Annotated in this window: 15 protein-coding genes; 9 read left to right on the plus strand and 6 right to left on the minus strand. The window is 72.8% G+C overall.

The features are described from left to right. Positions 1-3: 3 nt before the first annotated feature. The gene (locus ACGFML_RS14615) at positions 4-579 is read left to right on the plus strand and encodes a TIGR03086 family metal-binding protein (protein WP_393543525.1); all 576 of its coding nucleotides are present in this window, start codon (positions 4-6) and stop codon (positions 577-579) included. A gap of 106 nt (positions 580-685) precedes the next feature. Here the strand turns inward: ACGFML_RS14615 and ACGFML_RS14620 are convergent, their stop codons facing one another. Then, entirely contained in the window at positions 686-856 is a 171-nt protein-coding gene (locus ACGFML_RS14620) for a hypothetical protein (protein WP_393543527.1), read from the minus strand. A gap of 328 nt (positions 857-1184) precedes the next feature. Between ACGFML_RS14620 and ACGFML_RS14625 the strand changes: the two genes are divergently transcribed. Then, positions 1185-2618 carry a lipase maturation factor family protein gene (locus tag ACGFML_RS14625; RefSeq protein WP_393543528.1) on the plus strand — a complete coding sequence of 478 codons (1434 nt, stop codon included), beginning with the start codon at positions 1185-1187 and terminating at the stop codon, positions 2616-2618. On the opposite strand, the gene ACGFML_RS14630 is transcribed toward ACGFML_RS14625, so the two are convergent. Next, complete coding sequence (locus ACGFML_RS14630; RefSeq protein WP_393543530.1) at positions 2615-3760, minus strand: tetratricopeptide repeat protein; 1146 nt, start codon at positions 3758-3760, stop codon at positions 2615-2617. The genes ACGFML_RS14625 and ACGFML_RS14630 overlap by 4 nt on opposite strands. A gap of 332 nt (positions 3761-4092) precedes the next feature. Between ACGFML_RS14630 and ACGFML_RS14635 the strand changes: the two genes are divergently transcribed. Both ACGFML_RS14635 and ACGFML_RS14640 read left to right on the plus strand, forming a co-directional pair. After that, the gene (locus tag ACGFML_RS14635) at positions 4093-5313 is read left to right on the plus strand and encodes a lactonase family protein (RefSeq protein ID WP_393543532.1); all 1221 of its coding nucleotides are present in this window, start codon (positions 4093-4095) and stop codon (positions 5311-5313) included. Positions 5314-5400: 87 nt separating this feature from the next. Beyond that, positions 5401-6810: an amino acid permease gene (locus ACGFML_RS14640; RefSeq protein ID WP_393543534.1), complete on the plus strand. Its 1410-nt coding sequence runs from the start codon at positions 5401-5403 to the stop codon at positions 6808-6810. Positions 6811-6944: 134 nt separating this feature from the next. Here ACGFML_RS14640 and ACGFML_RS14645 read toward each other — a convergent pair whose 3' ends face one another. Both ACGFML_RS14645 and ACGFML_RS14650 read right to left on the minus strand, forming a co-directional pair. Beyond that, positions 6945-7646, minus strand: a complete 702-nt coding sequence (locus tag ACGFML_RS14645; RefSeq protein ID WP_393543535.1) for a transglycosylase family protein — start codon at positions 7644-7646, stop codon at positions 6945-6947. Positions 7647-8063: 417 nt separating this feature from the next. After that, positions 8064-8813, minus strand: coding sequence for a PaaX family transcriptional regulator C-terminal domain-containing protein (locus ACGFML_RS14650; protein ID WP_393543537.1), 750 nt, complete (start codon positions 8811-8813; stop codon positions 8064-8066). Between the two features lie 88 nt (positions 8814-8901). Here ACGFML_RS14650 and ACGFML_RS14655 point away from each other — a divergent pair, with 88 nt between their 5' ends. Both ACGFML_RS14655 and ACGFML_RS14660 read left to right on the plus strand, forming a co-directional pair. Beyond that, positions 8902-10560, plus strand: a complete 1659-nt coding sequence (locus ACGFML_RS14655; RefSeq protein ID WP_393543539.1) for an acyl-CoA dehydrogenase family protein — start codon at positions 8902-8904, stop codon at positions 10558-10560. Beyond that, a complete protein-coding gene (locus ACGFML_RS14660) occupies positions 10560-11336 on the plus strand; it encodes a crotonase/enoyl-CoA hydratase family protein (protein WP_393543541.1) in 777 nt (258 codons plus the stop codon). The genes ACGFML_RS14655 and ACGFML_RS14660 overlap by 1 nt, the downstream gene beginning before the upstream one ends. A gap of 14 nt (positions 11337-11350) precedes the next feature. On the opposite strand, the gene ACGFML_RS14665 is transcribed toward ACGFML_RS14660, so the two are convergent. Continuing rightward, on the minus strand, positions 11351-12118 hold the full coding sequence (locus ACGFML_RS14665) for an alpha/beta fold hydrolase (protein WP_393543543.1): 768 nt from the start codon (positions 12116-12118) through the stop codon (positions 11351-11353). Between the two features lie 62 nt (positions 12119-12180). Here ACGFML_RS14665 and ACGFML_RS14670 point away from each other — a divergent pair, with 62 nt between their 5' ends. The 3 genes from ACGFML_RS14670 to ACGFML_RS14680 all read left to right on the plus strand — a co-directional run bounded on the left by ACGFML_RS14670 (position 12181) and on the right by ACGFML_RS14680 (position 16487). Further along, positions 12181-12810 (plus strand): TetR/AcrR family transcriptional regulator, encoded by a 630-nt coding sequence (locus ACGFML_RS14670; RefSeq protein WP_393543545.1) that lies wholly within the window; start codon positions 12181-12183, stop codon positions 12808-12810. 291 nt (positions 12811-13101) lie between these two features. After that, entirely contained in the window at positions 13102-13758 is a 657-nt protein-coding gene (locus tag ACGFML_RS14675) for a hypothetical protein (RefSeq protein ID WP_393543547.1), read from the plus strand. Positions 13759-14012: 254 nt separating this feature from the next. Next, on the plus strand, positions 14013-16487 hold the full coding sequence (locus ACGFML_RS14680) for a polysaccharide lyase 8 family protein (RefSeq protein ID WP_393543549.1): 2475 nt from the start codon (positions 14013-14015) through the stop codon (positions 16485-16487). On the opposite strand, the gene ACGFML_RS14685 is transcribed toward ACGFML_RS14680, so the two are convergent. Beyond that, positions 16447-17598 (minus strand): substrate-binding domain-containing protein, encoded by a 1152-nt coding sequence (locus tag ACGFML_RS14685; protein ID WP_393543550.1) that lies wholly within the window; start codon positions 17596-17598, stop codon positions 16447-16449. The genes ACGFML_RS14680 and ACGFML_RS14685 overlap by 41 nt on opposite strands. Positions 17599-17699 lie beyond the last annotated feature (101 nt).

Genomic DNA, 17699 nt, shown 5'->3' on the forward strand with positions numbered 1-17699 from the left:
AGCATGAATCATGACGAGATCCTGCACGCCCACGGCGAGGCCCTCGCGCTCTTCGGGGCCCGGGTCCATGACGTCGGTGACGACCAGTGGGACGCCCCGACACCGTGCACCCGATGGTCGGTGCGCGATCTGGTGAACCACCTGACGGCCGAGCAGCTGTGGGTGCCCCGGCTGGTGCGGGACGGCGCAACGATCGCCCAGGTGGGCAAGGATCTCGACGGTGATCGGCTGGGCACCGACCCGGCCTCGGTCTGGGACCGCGCTGCGGTGGCCGCCGTGGCGGTGTTCGGCGAACCGGGCGCACTGGGGCGCACCGTCCATCTCTCCTACGGCTCCAGCCCGGCCGATGCGTACTGCGCCCAGATGATGGCGGATGCGGTCGTGCACGCCTGGGACCTGTCCCGCGCGATCGGCGCCGACGAGCGGCTGCCCGGCCATCTGGCGACGGCGGCCCTGCGCGAGGTGGAGCCGTATGCCCCGGGCCTCGTCGCCTCCGGGCTCTTCGCGCCCGCGATCGAGCCCCCGGCCGACGCCGACGACCTGACACGGCTGCTGTGCCTGTTGGGCCGCCGGCCGTGAACGCATACGACGGGAGCGGCCGCACTCGGCGCCGCTCCCGTCCCTGCCCTGTGCCCGGCCCGGAGGACGCGGCCGGACGATGGCGCGCGGCCCGCCGCGCCCGCTCTCAGTCGATGCCGCGGAAGATGTAGGGCTCGGCGGGGTCGTCGTCGCAGCCGGCGAGGCGCACCGGGACGCAGCGGCCCCAGACCTCGAGGTTGCGGACTTCCCTGATGCGGCCTTGCCGGTCACCCTGCTTCGACGGGGGCTGCTTGTACTGAGCCTTGTGCAGTGCCACCACGCACTCCTTCATTGAGGTAACGGTTCGACGCGGTGGCGCCTTCTTCACAAACCGGGAGGTAGGCCAGGGTTTGTGGCGGTCCCGCGACGGGCCAATGGTGTTGGCGTCTCCCCGAAGGGTCGTCCGTCGACCACCAGCGTATCGACGGAGCGGCCGGTGCGCTCGCCATTTTCCGCCGATAACGGCAGGTCGTCGGGCGGCGGAAACATCACACCCCGGGCTGTCGATATTGTTCGATTTCTGCGGCCGGCTCCGGGAGTGAGCGAGCCCCGGTGGTCGCGCGCCGTTTCCCCGCGGGCCCGGCCGCGGTGCTACCCATGGGCGGGTGGAATGGTTCACGGATCCCGGTTACTGGCTCGGGCGACTGGTGTTCCAGCGGATGCTGGCCGTGCTGTATTGCGTCGCCTTCGTTGTGGCGGCCCGGCAGTTCCGGGCGTTGATCGGCGCCCGGGGGATGCTGCCGGTGCCGGATTTCGTGGCGCGGGTGCCGTTCCGCGCCGCGCCCTCGGTCTTCCAGCTGCGCTACTCGGACCGGTTCTTCGCATCGTGGGCGTGGGGCGGGGCACTGCTGGCGGCGGCCGTCGCGGCGGGCGCGGCGGATGCCGTCCCGCTGTGGGCGTCGATGGTGCTGTGGGCCGTGCTGTGGGCGATGTATCTGTCCATCGTGAACGTGGGGCAGACCTGGTACAGCTTCGGCTGGGAGTCGCTGCTGCTGGAGACGGGCATGCTCGCCGTCTTTCTCGGCAACGCGGAGACCGCGCCCCCGGTACCGGTGCTGTATCTGCTGCGCTGGGTGCTGTTCCGGGTGGAATTCGGGGCGGGGCTGATCAAAATGCGCGGCGACAGTTGCTGGCGCGATCTGACGTGCCTCTACTACCACCACGAGACGCAGCCGATGCCGGGCCCGCTGAGCTGGTTCTTCCATCGTCTGCCCAAGCCGGTGCACCGGGTCGAGGTCGCCGCGAACCATGTGGCCCAACTCGCGCTGCCGGTGCTGCTCTTCGCCCCGCAGCCGGTGGCCGGATGGGCCGCGGCCGCCATGGTCGTCACCCAGCTGTGGCTGGTGCTGTCCGGCAATTTCGCCTGGCTGAACTGGCTCACCATCACCCTGGCCCTGTCGGCCCTCGCCCCCGCGTGGTGGCGTCCGGCCACGCCGCCGGGCACTCCCCCGCCGTGGTTCGAGGCGGTCGTCATCGCGGCCACCGTGGGCGTCCTCCTGCTCAGCTACCGCCCGGCGCGCAATCTGGTGAGCCGACAGCAGCGCATGAACACGTCGTACGAGTCGCTGCACCTGGTCAATTCGTACGGCGCGTTCGGCAGTATCACCCGGGTGCGGCGGGAAATCGTGGTGGAGGGGACGGCGGACGCGGTGACCGGGCCGGACACGGTCTGGCTGGCGTACGAGTTCCACGGGAAGCCGGGCGATGTGCGGCGGCTGCCGCGCCAGTTCGCGCCCTATCACCTGCGGCTGGACTGGCTGATGTGGTTCGCGGCCCTCTCCCCTGCCTACGCACGGTCGTGGTTCGTACCGTTCGTGGAGCGGCTGCTGGCGAACGACCGGGACGCGCTGCGCCTGCTGCGGACGAACCCCTTCCCCGACGTCCCGCCGGCGCGGGTGCGGGCCCGGGTCTTTCGCTACCGCTTCACGACGTGGCGGGAACTGCGGGAGACCGGGGCGTGGTGGCATCGCACCGAGGAGGGTGACTTCCTGCGGCCCATGGCGCTGTCGCCCGTCACCGACGTCCCGGGACGGCCCTAGGCAGCCGCGGTCACCTCGGCCACGCCGCCGCTGCCCGTCGGCTCCGTGGGGCGCGCCGTGCCGGCCGCCCCCGCGCTCCGCGCGCGGCCGGTCCTCCCGGCGGTCCCGGCTTCCCCGGTGAGCTCGGCTTCCCCGGTGAGTTCGGCGCGGAAGGCCAGGACCATGTCCCGGGCGTGCCGCAGCCCGATACGGATGAAGTCGCCCTCCAGTTCGCGGAGTTCGGCCAGCGTCTCGTCCAGGTCGTGGCCCAGGCGGGCGCGGGACTTGGCCAGGCCCAGGCGGGAGAGGGCGATGCCGCGCGGCTCGTGCATATCGCTGAACTCGGCCAGGGCGAGGGTGTAGGTGTCGCGGGCCTGGTCGTAACGCCCCGCGCGGTACTGGACGTTGGCACGCATCTTGTGGTTGTAGGCGAGGGCGCCGGCGAGGTCCATGGTGCGGCAGATGCTCTCGGCCTCGGAGAGCAGGGCCAGCGCCCGGTCGGGTTCGCCCTGGACGGAGAGGACGTCGGCGACGCCGCGCAGCGACCAGGCGCGCCCCCGGGCGTCGTCGGCCTCGGTGGCTATTCGGACGGATTCCTCGAACAGGTCGAGTGCCTTGGCGTAGTCGCCGGTGTTGCGGTGCATCTGGGCGATGCCGGACATCGCCCAGACCATGTGGCGGGCCTCGCCGTGTGCCCGGCCCTCTTCGAGGAGGCGCTCGTGGAGCTCGGCGACCGCGGCGTAGTCGCCCTGGATGCGGCCGGTCTCGGCGAGGCCGGCGAGGGAGTAGCCGTGCGCGAGGCGGTCGCCGCTGCCGTCGGCCAGGTCCACTGCGTGGGTGAGCAGCCGGCGGGCGAGGGGGAGCGTGCCGCACTGCCGGGCGAGCGTGCCGCCGCTCCACAGGGCCCAGGACATCGCCGCGGCGTCGCCCGCCTCCCGTGCGCTGCGGTAGCTGTCCCGCCAGGCCGCCCCGGCGTCCGTCACCCGGCCCAGCCGGCGGTTGGCCTCGGCGACCGCCAGCGCGGCACGCGCCCGCTCCAGGGCGGTGGCCGCGTCGGCCCGCGCGCGGCTCGCCGTGTCCAGCACCTCCTCGTACGAGGAGTTCACGCCCAGTGCCGAGCCCAGTTCGCCCTGATATTCCGGGGCGAATGCCTTGCCATACATAGATCCGTGGCCTTTCGCTCATCTCCGTGCCTTGATCACGAAACTACGAGGAGGAGGGGTACCGGCGAATCAACCCGTGTATGGGTTTGTGTCGTACGACTGGAGTGCTACACCAAGGCCCGGGGTCATCACCTCGGTGTACGGGGGCATCAGGGTCCGGTCGTCGGGATGCGGTCGTCGGATCCGGCTGTCGCGGATTCCGCCCGTCGGTGTGGCTGTTCACGGGCGCTGCGCGGGATCCGCGGTGAGGTGCCGCTCTTGCCCTCCTGTGCGGCGCGGGCCACCCTGACTGCCAGATCCGCCAACCGCGATCACCGAAGCCGAGGTGTGGCATGCGTGAAGGACGAGGCCGAGGACGAGGCACAGGGCGAGGCATCGGGACCGGGCCCGGGGCAGGCGTCGGCCGGCGGCAGTTCCTGGGGGCGGCGGCCGTCGCGGTGGCGGGTCTCACGGTCGGGGACGCGGCTCCGGGCCGGTCCCCGCGCCCGCGTACCGGCCGCCGGCCGCGCACCGAGCGCCCCCTCCTCCTGGGGACGTACACCTCGAAGGAGGGCGGCGGCACCGGCGTCGGCCTGGCGTCGTACGACACCACCAACGGCGCAATGACGGCGACGGGAGTGGTGACGGGCGTCGCCGACCCCTCCTATCTGGCGCTCGCGCCGTCCGGGCGGACCTGTTACGCGGTGGACGAACGGGAGGACGGGGGCGTCACGGCCCTCGCGCTGCCGCCGGGCGGCGCGCCGCCCGAGGTGCTGGGTACCCAGCCGACCGGCGGTGCCGGCCCCTGCCATCTGTCGGTGCATCCCGGCGGCCGCTGGCTGCTGAGCGCCAACTACCTCTCGGGGAGTGTTGCCGTCCACCCCATATCCCCGCAGAGCGGTGCGCTGGGACCGCGCACGGACCTGGTCACGCACTCCGCACCGCCGCCCGGCCCCGGCCAGGACGGGCCGCATGCGCACCAGGTCGTCACCAGCCCGGACGGCGGCCATGTGCTCGCCGTCGATCTGGGCAACGACACCGTGTACACCTACCGGCTCGACGAGCGCACCGGCCGGCTCGCCCGGGTGTCGTATGCGGCGCTGCGGCCGGGCGCCGGCCCGCGGCACCTGACGTTCCACCCCTCCGGCGCCTTCGCCTACCTGGCGAACGAGGTCGACAACACCGTGGTGGTCTGCGGATACGACCGGCGGAGCGGTCGACTGACCCCCGGCGCACCGCAGTCCACCGGGACCGCTACGGGGACCAGCTACCCGGCGCAGTTCCTCCTCACCGGGAACGGGCGCTTCGCGTATCTCGCCAATCGCGGTCACAACAGCCTCACGCGCTACGCCGTGGAGGCGGCCGGCGCACGGCTGCGGCTGCTGGACACGGTGCCGGTCGGCGGGGACTTCCCGCGGCAGATCGCACTCTCGCCGGACCGGCGGCTGCTGTTCGCGGCGAACCAGAAGTCGAGTTCGGTGACGGTGTTCACAGTGGACGAGGGAACCGGAGCGCTGACGCCTGCGGGCGAGCCGTTCGCGGCGCCGATGGCGGTGTGCGTACTGCCGCTGTGACCTGTGCGGCACGGCGCACACGCGGTGGCCCGGGGCGAAACACTGCCGCAACAGCGCTGCACGATTGGCGCGTTAGCGTCGGCCCCCATGAGCACGGTGAACACAGGATCGACGCAGGACGCCGCACCCGCGACGGAGGCGGCGGGCGCAGCGACGGAGGGCGGCCTGCGGCAGGGCCTCAAACGCCGCCACATGCAGCTGATCGCGCTGGGCGGGGTCATCGGAGCGGGGCTGTTCGTCGGCAGCGGTGTGGTCGTGCGGTCCACCGGGCCGGCCGCCGTGCTGTCCTTCCTGGCGGCCGGTGTCCTGACCGTACTGATCATGCGGATGCTGGCCGAGATGACCGTCGCCCGCCCGGCCCTCGGCTCGTTCTACGCCCATGTCCGCGAGACCCTCGGGTTCCGGGCGGGGTTCACGGTCGGCTGGCTGTACTGGTACTTCTTCGTGATCGTGGTCGCCGTCGAGGCGGTGGCGGGCGGCCGGATCGTTCAGCTCTGGCTTCCCGGTGTCCCGCTGTGGGCGGTCAGCCTCGTCCTGATGGCGCTGCTGACCGCGAGCAACATGGTCTCGGCGCGCGCCTACGGGGAGTTCGAGTACTGGTTCTCGTCGATCAAGGTCGTGGCGATCGTCGTGTTCCTCTTCCTGGGCGCGCTGTACGTCCTGGGGCTGTGGCCGCACGCCCATGGTGGGCTGGGCAACCTGACGGCGCACGGCGGGTTCGCGCCGGAGGGGGTGGGTGCGGTGCTGGCCGCCGTCGTCCCCTGCATCGGGTTCTTCACCGGCGCGGAGATCGTGACCATCGCGGCAGCCGAGTCGGTGGAACCGGAGCGGGCGGTGGCGGACGCGATCCGCTCCATCGTGCTGCGGGTGGTGGGTTTCTACGTGCTGTCCATCTTTCTGGTGGTCGCGGTGGTGCCCTGGACGTCCAAGGCGATCGAGGTGAGCCCGTACGCCGCGGTCCTGGACCGGCTGGCGGTGCCCGCGGCCGGGACGGTCATGAACGCCCTGGTGCTGATCGCCGTCCTGTCCTGCCTGAATTCCGCGCTGTACACCTCCTCGCGGATGCTGTTCGCCCTCACCCGCAACGGGGACGCACCGCGCGGTTTCACCAAGGTGAGCGAGAGCGGGGTGCCGCGCCGGGCGCTGCTGGCCGGAACGTCGGTCGGCTATCTGTCGGTGATCGCGGCCTGGATCTCCCCCGATGTCGTCTTCTCCTTCCTCATCAACTCCTATGGCGCCATCGCGCTGTTCGTCTATCTGGCGATCGCCTTCGCCCAGGTGCGGCTGCGGCGCAAGCTGGAGCGGACCGAGCCGGAGCGGCTGACGCTGCGGATGTGGCTGTTCCCGTGGCTGAGCTGGGTGACCATCGCGCTGATGGCGCTGGTGATCGGGGCGATGGCGGTGCTGCCGGACAGTCGGGCGCAGTTCTGGTTGAGCCTGCTGACGGTCGGCGTGGTGCTGGTCGGCTATGAATTCCGGCGGCGGCGCAGCATATGAGACGGGCGCCTGCGAGGGGGAAATGCGGGCAGGCCGTCCGCGGCGCCACGGACGGCCTGCATTCCCCTCAGCCGCATATCCACGACTGACTCATCCGGCCCGGATCTGCATTTCCCTTCCGGCCGGCCGGCGCCTCAGCGCCGTACGGCGAGCCGCATTCCCGGGTAAATGACGTCCGGGTCCGATCCGATCACCTGGCGGTTGAGCCGGAAGAACTCCTGCCAGCGCCATCCGTGCGCGGCGGCGATACCGCTGACCGTGTCGCCCGGATTCACCACGACGAAATCGCCGGTACTCCGGTGGCGGGCCGCTTTCCACCGCTTTTCCGGGGCCGGCGCGGCATACGGGGCCGTTCGCCGTGGAGTGGTCGTGTGCGGGGCCGTGGTGCGGGGTGCGGAGGTACGCGGGGTGGCCGAGCCCCGTAGGCCGAGCGAGGCCGAGCAGGCGGGCCAGGCGCCCCAACCCTGCCGGGCCAGTACGCGCTCCGCCACCGCGATCTGCTGCAGCCGGCTCGCCCGGGCCGCCCGGGCCGCGTAGCCGCCGCCGCCGAACGAGTGCCAGGTGGTGTGCGCGAACTGCAGTCCGCCGGAGAACCCGTTCCCCGTGTCGGCATGCCAGTTCCCTCCGCTCTCGCAGCCGGCCAGGCGGTCCCAGGTCCCGTTGGCGGCCGCCTCTGCCGTTCCCTCGGCCGCCACGTTCAGCGCGCCGGCCGCCAGGAGGACCGCGGCCGCGGCGACCCCCCGGACCCCAAGGCCCCGGAATTCACTCCGCGCCGCGTCCGCACCCCTTTCCGAAGTCCGCTCCGCCGCCTTTTCCGATACCCGAGAAATTTCCATTTCTTGCTCCCGTCGCTCGCCGCGCAGTTGTCTGGCGGCTATTCAGGAAACGTGGCACTCTGTCACGTATCGCCTTTGCATTGCCTCGTACTGCGTTGTGCAGCGAATTCTGCGAGGTGCGATGAATTCGACGGGTCAGACACAACCACGGCCGGAGTCGGCATCGACAGAGCGCGCGGGAGCGCCGTCGCCGACGGGCTTGCCCCCTTGCCGCCACTTCGGGGACAGCCGCCGTCGCATGGCGCACTCACCGGGCGGGTAGGGGCGCACCCTTCATGCCAGTGGCACGTGAATCCCCGAAATATCGGTCACCCGTTCACATCGGGGGCGTCCGCCGGGCGCACTCGCGGAGCCCGGTGCACACGCGCGGCGCAGGTCCGCACGCACCGCGCACGGCGCCTTGCGGCCGTGCAACGATCAGTTGGCGCCGCCCGGCATGACGTACAGCCGCAGCAGCTCCCGCAGTTCGGTGGCGAACTCGTCGTAGCGGCGGCGGAGTTCGGCACCCGGCCAGTCCGCCGGCAGCAGCGGGCCCGGGAGCAACGGATCGGTGAGGAGGTGGCGCAGCACCGCCGCCGAGACCGTGAAGCGGTCCGCGGGTGTGGCGGCCTCGTCAAGGGCGGCCAGCAGGGCGTGCGCCCGCGCCGACCAGCCGGGCAGATCCCACAGCGTGCGCACCAGCGCCGCGGGGTCGCCGTCCGGGGTGCCGGTCAGCAGCGTGCACTGCCCGGTGACGACGGGCGGGCGGGCCCGCTGGAGGTTGGCGGGCCGCAGCCAGGTGCCCTCGCGCAGCTCGGCCAGCCGCAGGGCCGCCATCGCCTGCCGCAGCGCGGTCCGTTCCGCGGCCGGCCGCCGGTCGGCGGTGACCACGGCGATCTCCCAGTCCCCGTCCCAGGGGCAGGTCCTGGGCGACCGGCTCTCGTCCTGCCGGGCCTGGCGCGCCAGCAGCCGGGCGGTGAGTTCGTACGAGCCCGCGCGCTGCCGCAGGTCGCCGGCGGCCACCATGCGCGAGAGCGCGACCCGGACGGTGCCCTCGGCGATGCCGAAGAGTTCCCCGACCCGCACCAGGGCGCGCGCGGGCAACCGGGGCGGATGGTGCCCCAAGAGGGTGCTCAGCACGATGGAGCGGGCGGCGAGCGGGCGGAGCGCGAGGGAGTCGTCGTTCATGAGTGCCCGGAATTCTAGCCACGGCCCGGCCGACACCAAGGACCTTACGCTCTTCCCACAGGTGTCGCATATCTGTAACGTCGACGCTATGACCGTCACTCACGAAGTCCTGAACCAGGCCCCGCCGCTGACCGGTTTCAGCACGGCGGACGAGCCGGTCCTGCTGGAGGCGCTGCGTCGGGAGGGCGCCGGGTGGGGCGAGCCGGAGGTGGCCGCGCTGGGTGCGCTGGCCGGTTCGCCGGCGGTGGCGGACCAGGCGCGCCGGGCGGAGGAGCAGCCGCCCCGGCTGCGCACCCACGACCGCTTCGGACACCGCGTGGACGAGGTGGACTTCCACCCCGCCTGGCATCAGCTGATGACGGTCGCGGTGGAGCACGGGCTGCACGGCGCGCCCTGGTCCGACGACCGCCCCGGGGCGCATCTGGTGCGCGCCGCGAAGTTCTACGTCTGGTCGCAGGCCGAGCCGGGCCACGGCTGCCCGATCTCGATGACGTACGCCGCCGTCCCCGCGCTGCGTGCCGCACCGGACCTCGCCGCGCAGTACGAGCCGCTGCTCGCCGCCCGCAGGTACGACTTCGGCCTGCGCGCACCGCTGACCAAGGCGGGGCTGATCGCCGGCATGTCGATGACGGAGAAGCAGGGCGGCTCCGACGTACGGGCCAACACCACCCAGGCGGTGCCGGCCGGCGACGGCACCTACCGGATCACCGGCCACAAGTGGTTCACCTCGGCGCCGATGAGCGATCTCTTCCTGGCGCTGGCACAGACCGCGGAGGGGCTGAGCTGCTTCCTGGTGCCGCGGGTACTGCCGGACGGCACGCTCAACGGCATGCGGCTGATGCGGCTCAAGGACAAGCTGGGCAACCGCTCCAACGCGTCGTCCGAGATCGAGTACGACGAGGCGGTGGCCTGGCCGGTCGGCGAACCGGGCCGCGGTGTGCGGACCATCGTCGAGATGGTGAACATGACCCGGCTGGACTGCGTGCTGGGATCGGCGGCCGGGATGCGGGCCGGACTGCGGCAGGCGCTGCACCACACCGCTCACCGGCGGGCCTTCGGCAAGGAGCTGGACCGGCAGCCGCTGATGCGCTCGGTGCTGGCCGACCTCGCGATCGAGTCGGAGGCGGCGACGCTGCTGGCGATGCGGCTGGCGGCGGCGGTGGACCGGACGCAGGCGGGGGACGCCCAGGAAGCGGCGCTGCGCCGGCTGGCACTGGCGGCCGGCAAGTACTGGGTGTGCAAGCGGGGCAGTACGCATGCGGCGGAGGCGCTGGAGTGCCTCGGCGGCAACGGCTACGTCGAGGAGTCCGGCATGCCGCGGCTGTACCGGGAGGCGCCGCTGCTGTCGATCTGGGAGGGCTCCGGCAACGTCGCCGCACTGGACGTCCTACGGGCCCTGGGCAAGGAACCCGCCGCGCTGGACGCGTTCTTCGCCGAGGTGGACGCCGCGTCGGGCGCCGACCGGCGGCTGGACGCGGCGGTGGCCGGGCTCCGCGACATGCTGGGCGAGCTGGCCGTCCCGGAGCGGGCGCAGCTCATGGCGCGCTCGCTGGCCGAGCGGATGGCACTGGTGTTGCAGGGTTCGCTGCTGGTGCGCCACAGCCACCCGGCGGTGGCCGATGCGTTCTGCGCCTCGCGGCTCGGCGGCCGGTGGGGCAACGCCTTCGGCACGCTGCCCACCGGCCTCGACCTGGGCGCGATCCTGGACCGCGCCCGGCCGCAGGACCCGGCCGGGGCGGGCGCCTGATGTCCGTACGGGTGGAGCGCACCGGGCCGGTGACCACGGTGGTGCTGTCGCGGCCGGCCGCCCGCAACGCGGTGGACGGCGCGACGGCCCGCCAACTCGCCGACGCCTTCCGCGCGTTCGAAGCCGACGACACGGCGAGCGTCGCCGTCCTGTGGGGCGAGGGCGGTACGTTCTGCGCCGGCGCGGACCTCAAGGCGGTCGGCACCGCCGACGGCAACCGCGTCGCGCCGGACGGCGACGGCCCGATGGGGCCGACCCGGATGCGGCTGACGAAGCCGGTGATCGCGGCGGTCGCCGGGCACGCGGTGGCCGGCGGCCTGGAGCTGGCGCTCTGGTGCGACCTGCGGGTGGTGGAGGAGGACGCCGTCTTCGGGGTGTTCTGCCGCCGCTGGGGCGTGCCGCTGATCGACGGCGGCACGGTGCGCCTCCCCCGGCTGATCGGCGCGGGCCGTGCGAGGGACCTGGTCCTGACGGGCCGCCCGGTGCCGGCCGCCGAGGCGCTGGACATCGGCCTGGCCAGCCGCGTGGTGCCGACCGGTACGGCCCGTGTGGAGGCCGAGCTCCTGGCTTCGGAGATCGCCCGCTTCCCTCAGGCGTGCCTGCGCAGCGACCGGGCCTCCCTGCTGGCGCAGGAGGGCCACGACGAGGAAGCGGCGATGGCCGCGGAACTGCGCCATGGCCAGGGCGTGCTGGCCCAGAGCCTGGCGGGCGCCGCCCGGTTCGCGGCCGGGGCGGGTCGGCACGGCCGGGCGGACACCCTCCCGGACCGGCCCTGACGCCGCCGGACCTCCTACGGCGATGACGCGGTACCGCCCGTCCGGGCCGGCGTCCGGTCCGTGCGGGCCGTGACGACCGCCGCGGCGTCCAGGAGGTGGCGGGTGAGCGCCGCCGTGTCGGCGAGGCTGGTGAGGTGTCCGCAGCCCGGCAGGACGAGGACGCGGCCGTCGCGGCAGGCGTGGTGGAAGCGGCGCTCGTCCCGGCGGAAGCGGTCGCGTTCGCCGTTCACCAGCCAGACGGGGCCCGGATATGCCGCAAGATGGGCCAACGGGTCCGTCGCGACGACGGCGCGGATGACGCTCGGCGTGACCTCGCAGCTCAGGCCGCCCGCGACCATGGCGTCGGCCAGCGGGCGGGGCAGCGTACGGCGGAACCCGAACTCGCTGAGGCGATCGGCCCTTTGCGGATGCCTGGCTGCCATCCGTGCCGCTCCCTGGTAGGTGGCACGGAGCAGTCCGCGCGGTACGGCCGTGCATCCCATCGCCACCAGTCCGCCGACCCGGTCCGGATGGCTGCCGGCGACCGCCGTGGCGACATAGCCGCCCAGCGACAGCCCCACCACCAGGGCGCGGCCGCCGAGTGTGTCCACGGCGTCGACGACCGTCGCCACGGCACCGGCCATGGTGAACGGCTCGCCGCGCCGGGCCCCGTGGCCGGGGAGGTCGGGCGCCGCCGTGGGGTGACGCGTGCCGATGGCCTGGATCACGGGTCGCCACATCGTGCCGCTCACGCGCGTGCCGTGCACGAAGACGAGGGGCAGCCCGGTTCTGTTGGAGTCCATGGCCGGCACGCTACCCGAATGCAACGCAACGTTGCGTTGCTTTTCGCTGATAACCTTGCGCCATGGACGCGAAGCGGGACCACGAGCAGGGCCGACGACCCGAGCAGGAGCAACTCCGCACCCGCCGGAGCGGCGGGCCCCGCAAGGCGCAGGAGATCTTCGACGCCACGCTGGACCTGCTGGCGGCGAAAGGTTACGAGGGCCTGACCGTGGAGTCGGTCGCCCAGCGGTCCGGGGTCAACAAGACGACGATCTACCGCTGGTGGCCCTCCAAGGGCGCGCTCCTGGGCGCCGCGCTCACGGGAGCGAGCCGGCTCGATCTCACACTTCCCGACACCGGCAGCCTCCGCGGCGACCTGGAGGCGCTCCTGCACACGGTACTCACCCTGCTCACCGTCCCGCCCGCGGCCGACATCGCCGTCTCCGCACTGGGCGCGGTCACCCACAGCCCCGAACTCGCCGACCACATCAGCGAGTTCTTCGCCGACCGGCTCGCCCGCGAGCAGCCGGTCTTCGATCGCGCCGTCGCCCGTGGAGAACTCTCGGCGGACACGGATCCCATGCTGCTGGTGGACCTGCTCGCCGGGGCCGCGTGGCTCCGCGTCGTGCTGCGCCGACGCCCCGTCGAGAAGGACTTCGTGGCCCGCGCCGTACGAACCGTCCTCGACGGCGCCTTGGCCGCCGGCGATTGACCGGCCCCCTCAGTGCGCGCCCCCGCACCCCCGCACTCCGACCCGAACCTGACGCTCCCTCCGCTTCAATCCCCCTAAAGGGACTGTTTCGGGATCAACTACAACTTTACCGACTCTTGGTGTAGTTGAATCAGATTTCACACCAGTCTCGAACGCAACGGCGGCGAACGCAATACGCATCACGCCACTGCGGAATCGCCGCTTCCCCGTGTCCGTGTGTGCTGGGCGAGAGGCAACAGCAGGATGACGACGAACAGAAGCAACAGCAGGAACGGCAGGAACGGTAGAGCAATGCGCAGGGGGAGCCGGCTGATGGCGCTGACCACCGCCTCGTTGGGGCTGGTCGCGGCGATGGCGGTGCCGGCCGCGGCCGAGGACGGCCCGACCCGCGAGCAACTCATAGCCGACTGCGCCTCCGGCGAAGGCAAGTGCAGCTTCAACGAGCCGACGCTCGGCAAGGCGTATCTCGGAGACTTCCGGCAGGTCTCCAACTCGCTCTACAACTGCAGCTCTTCGGATGCCACCCAGTCCATGGGCTGGGCGGACACCGTCGGCTCGACGGATTCGGCGGGCGGTTCGGTCACCGCCGGCGGGACCATCGCCGGCCTCATCAACCTGAGCGTGACCGCCACCTACAGCCACACCTGGTCGAGCTCGCACACCGAGAACAGCTCCCTGAACATGACGGTGAAGCCCGGTGAGGTGGGGTGGATCTCCCGTGCGCAGGTCATGCAGGACGTGTCCGGCACCTGGCAGACCCACTACGACAGCCCGAAGTGGGGGCACTACTTCTGGTTCGTGCCGGACACCGTCAGCGGTCCCGCGGACAACGGCACGGACGGGCAGAGCAACGCCGTGACGGTCAAGACCCGGAAGATGACCGGCGCGGAGCAGGCATCCTGCTCCTCGAACGCGAAGAAGGGCCGGTCGTTCGTGGTGCAGCGCTGACCACCGCCGGGCTCCCCCCGGCCCGGGCCGGGGGGAGCGTGCCGGGCCGGGCGTCACAGGTCGTACTGCGCGCCGCATGTCGTACGGCGCGCCGCAGAACGGACACGGCCCGGCGCGCGGCCGCCCCGGCGAGCGAACGATCGTTTTGTGCGTTTGGGCGAAGGTATTGAGCGTTTGAGGGCGCTCGTGTTTCATACGGGCACGCGGCACGCCGCACTGCCCGGCGCGCTCTCCTCCCGGCCACGGAGGCCCCCATGACGCACCCATGGTCCCGCCGCTCCCTGCTCCTGACGGCGGGAGGCGCCTCCCTCGCCGCCGGCCCGCCCGGCGCCCGCGCCCTCGCCACCCCCCGCACGTCACCCGACGCTCCGACGGCCCAACAGGGGCCCTCCGCCGACGACTTCGCGGCGCTGCGCACCCGATGGCGGGAACTGATCCTGGGAAGCGGGTTCAGCCCCACCGCCCCGCCCTTCAAGGGCCGGCTGGCCGCCCTGGGCGCCGACGCCGAACGCCTGGCCTCCACGATGGCGCCGGCCGAGGGATCGCTGTGGCCCGACGCGGTGTACGCCGATCCCGAGCCGGACACCGACCCCGAGTCGTACGGCTACTCCGGGCAGATCCAGACCAGTTGCACCCGACTGCAGACCATGGCCCAGGCGTACGCCCAGCCCGGCACCGGGCTCACCGGTGACCAGCGGCTGAGTGCGGCGGTATGCACCGGCCTCGACCATCTCCACCAGCAGGTCTACAACGAGCGGACGACCCGCTACGGCAACTGGTACAACTGGCAGATAGGCGCCCCCCAGCAGCTGCTGGACACCTGCGTACTCCTCCACGACCAGCTCACCGAGGACCGAAGGGCCCGCTACCTCACGGCCGTCGACCACTTCGTCCCCGACGCGGCGGTGGGCTCCTACACCGGCACCAGCACGGGCGCCAACCGGGTGGACCTGTGCCGGGTGCTGGCCCTGCGAGGCATCGTCGGGGCCCGCGCCGACAAGATCGCGCTGGCCCGCGACGCGCTGAGTCCGGTCTTCCCGTACGTGACCACCGGCGACGGCATCCACGCCGACGGCTCGGTGGTGCAGCACACCTGGGTGCCCTGCACCGGCTCGTACGGGGCGGTGCTGATCGACGGTCTGAGCCGGCTGTTCGCGCTGCTCGGCGGCTCCCCGTGGGCGGTCACCGATCCAGGACGCCAGATGTTCCTCGACGCGGTGGAGCGCTCCTACGCGCCGTTCCTCTTCAACGGGCTGATGATGGACGGCGTGTCGGGCCGCGCGGTCAGCCGTGGCATCGCCGCGAGCGACCCGGCGAAGGTCCAGGCCGACGACCACCTGCGGGGGCATCCCGTCATCGCCTCGATCCTGCTGCTCGGCGAGGGGGCGAGCACGGAGGAGCGGGCCCGGTGGCGGGGACTGGCCCGGGGATGGTGCCGGCGCGACCGGTACTCCCCCGTGCTGGACGACCCGGTCCTGTCCATCGGCGCGCTCGCCCGGATCAGGGAGGTGCTGGACGACGAGGACGTCACTCCGGCCCCCGAGCCGGTCGGGCACCGGCAGTTCCCGGGGATGGACCGGGCGGTGCACCGCCGCCCCGGCTGGGCGGCCGCGCTGTCCATGGCCTCCCGCCGCATCACGTACTACGAGAACGGCAACGGCGAGAACGTCCGCGGCTGGCACACCGGCGCGGGGATGCTCTACTGGTGGGGCGACACTCTCGCCAACGGCCAGTACAGCGACGCCTTCTGGCCGACCGTCGATCCGCTGCGACTGCCCGGTACCACCGTCTCCCGCAAGGAGCTCGCCGACGGTGAGGGCGGCACCTGGGGCGCGGCCCGCCCGGAGGTGTCCTGGGTGGGCGGCAGCGACACGGGCACCTACGCCTCGGCGGGTCAGCACCTCAAGGGGCTCGCCGGCACGCTTCGCGCGAAGAAGTCGTGGTTCTTCGTGGCGGACGCGGTGGTCTGTCTGGGGGCCGGCATCACGGCGGCGGACGGTCGCCCCGTCGAGACGACCGTCGACAACCGCAATCTGGGCACGACGGGCGCGGCGGCCCTCACCGTCGACGGGCGCCGGCAGCCCACCGCGTACCCCTGGTCGGCGACGCTGCCCGGAGCCCGCTGGGCGCATCTCGCCGGGCATGCGGGGTACGTCTTCCCCGACGGCAGTGCCCTGACGGCGCACCGCGTGGCGCGCTCCGGCACCTGGCGGGACATCAACGCGGGCGGCTCCGCGGAGCCGATCGGCCGCCGCTATCTGACGCTGCTCACCGACCACGGCACCGACCCGTCCGGTGCCCGCTACGCCTATGTGCTGCTGCCCGGCGCGAGTGCGGCCCGCACCGCGGCGCGGGCGGCCGACCGCGACTGGCTGCGCCTCCTCGCCAACACCGATGACATCCAGGGGATTTCGGTACCCACCTCGGGTTTCACCGGCGTCAACTTCTGGTCCGGCGGCACGGCCGGGCCGCTCACCGTCGATGCCCCGGCGAGCGTGACGGTGCACGAGCGGTCCGACGGGACGGCCGTCATCGGCGTCAGCGATCCGATGCGCGCCCGGACCTCGCTGAGGCTCTCCTGGAACCGGCCGGTCGCGGCCGTACTGTCCCGGCCGCCGACGCTCACGGCTGTCACCACCGGCGCATCCCTGTCCCTGGCCTTCGGGGACCTCACGGGAACCGGCGGGGTCAGTCAGAAGGTGACGGTACGGCTGGGCCCGCTTCGGTAGCGGGCTCGGCCGCGGTACCGGCGCCGCACGAGGCGCGGATCCGCAACTCGGGCAAGAGACCGAGATGTTGTCGAGGTGTCATATCGCGCCCGTGGGATGCCGCGGCGATGCGGCTGAGCAGGAGCCGCGCCGCCGTCGTGCCGACCGCCCCCTTGGGAGGCGCCACCGCCGTCAGCGGCACCTCCGCGAGCGAGGCGACCTCGTCGTCGTAGGCCACCACCGCCAGGTCCTCCGGGACCCGGACCCCGCGCTCGCGCAGCCGGGCCACCAGGGCGATGGCGTCCGCGTCGCTGTGCACCAGGGCGGCCGTCACACCGTCCTCGGCGATCGCCCGGACCAGCTGTTCCAGGGTCCGCTCCAGGCGCTCGGCGCCGTTCGCCGAGGGCGGCGGCATCCGCTCGGGGACGGGCTCGACCGCCCGCCCCAACGACCGCACCGCCTCCCGGAAGCCGTCGCGGATCCGGCTCGCGTGAACGCTCTCCTGCACCATGAGGGCGATCCGGCGGTGCCCCAGGCCGGTGAGGTGCCGCACCGCCGTCGCCGCGCCGTGCGCCCGGTCCGTGCCCACCCGGTCCAGCTCGGCCGCGGGGCTGCCCGGCGGCGCCCACCGCTCCACCAGGACGATGGGGGCGGTCCCGCTCAGCAGGCGCTCCTGCTCAGCGGCCGAGGGCAGTCCGTCCTGCCAACTGGGCGCCAGCAGCAGCCCCTCGGCACCGGCGCCGAGCAGCCGCTCGATCTGTGCGGCGTCCTCCGCCGGCCGGTATCCCGTCAGGCCGAGCAGGAGCCGGCCGCCGCGCTCCTCGACCGTCTCGCGGGCGCCGCGCACGATGTCGCCGAAGAAGCGGTCGACGGTCGGGACGACCATGCCCACCACCGGTGCCGCGGCTCCGGGCGCGGCCCCCGCACGGTCCGGCGCCGACACCCCGCCGGGCCACAGCACGGCGCCGTGCCGGCGGACCAGCACGCCGCGCTCCGCGAGCGCCTCGACGTCCCGGCGCACCGTGACGACGGAGACCCCCAGCTCCTCCGCCAGGTCCGCCACCCGCAGGCTGCCGCGCTCCCGGACCAGCGCGACCACCCGTTCCTGACGCCGGTCGACATGCATCCGCATGGTGCCCCGCCCCTGATCGTCTCCCGTTCCCGCCCTGGCCGCGGCAGTCTACGCAGCCGCCGCACGAGGGCTTTCTTGAACGTGTTCAATTCTGCGCGTAC

It is taken from the genome of Streptomyces sp. NPDC048650 (genome assembly GCF_043199095.1).
GTDB lineage: Bacteria > Actinomycetota > Actinomycetes > Streptomycetales > Streptomycetaceae > Streptomyces.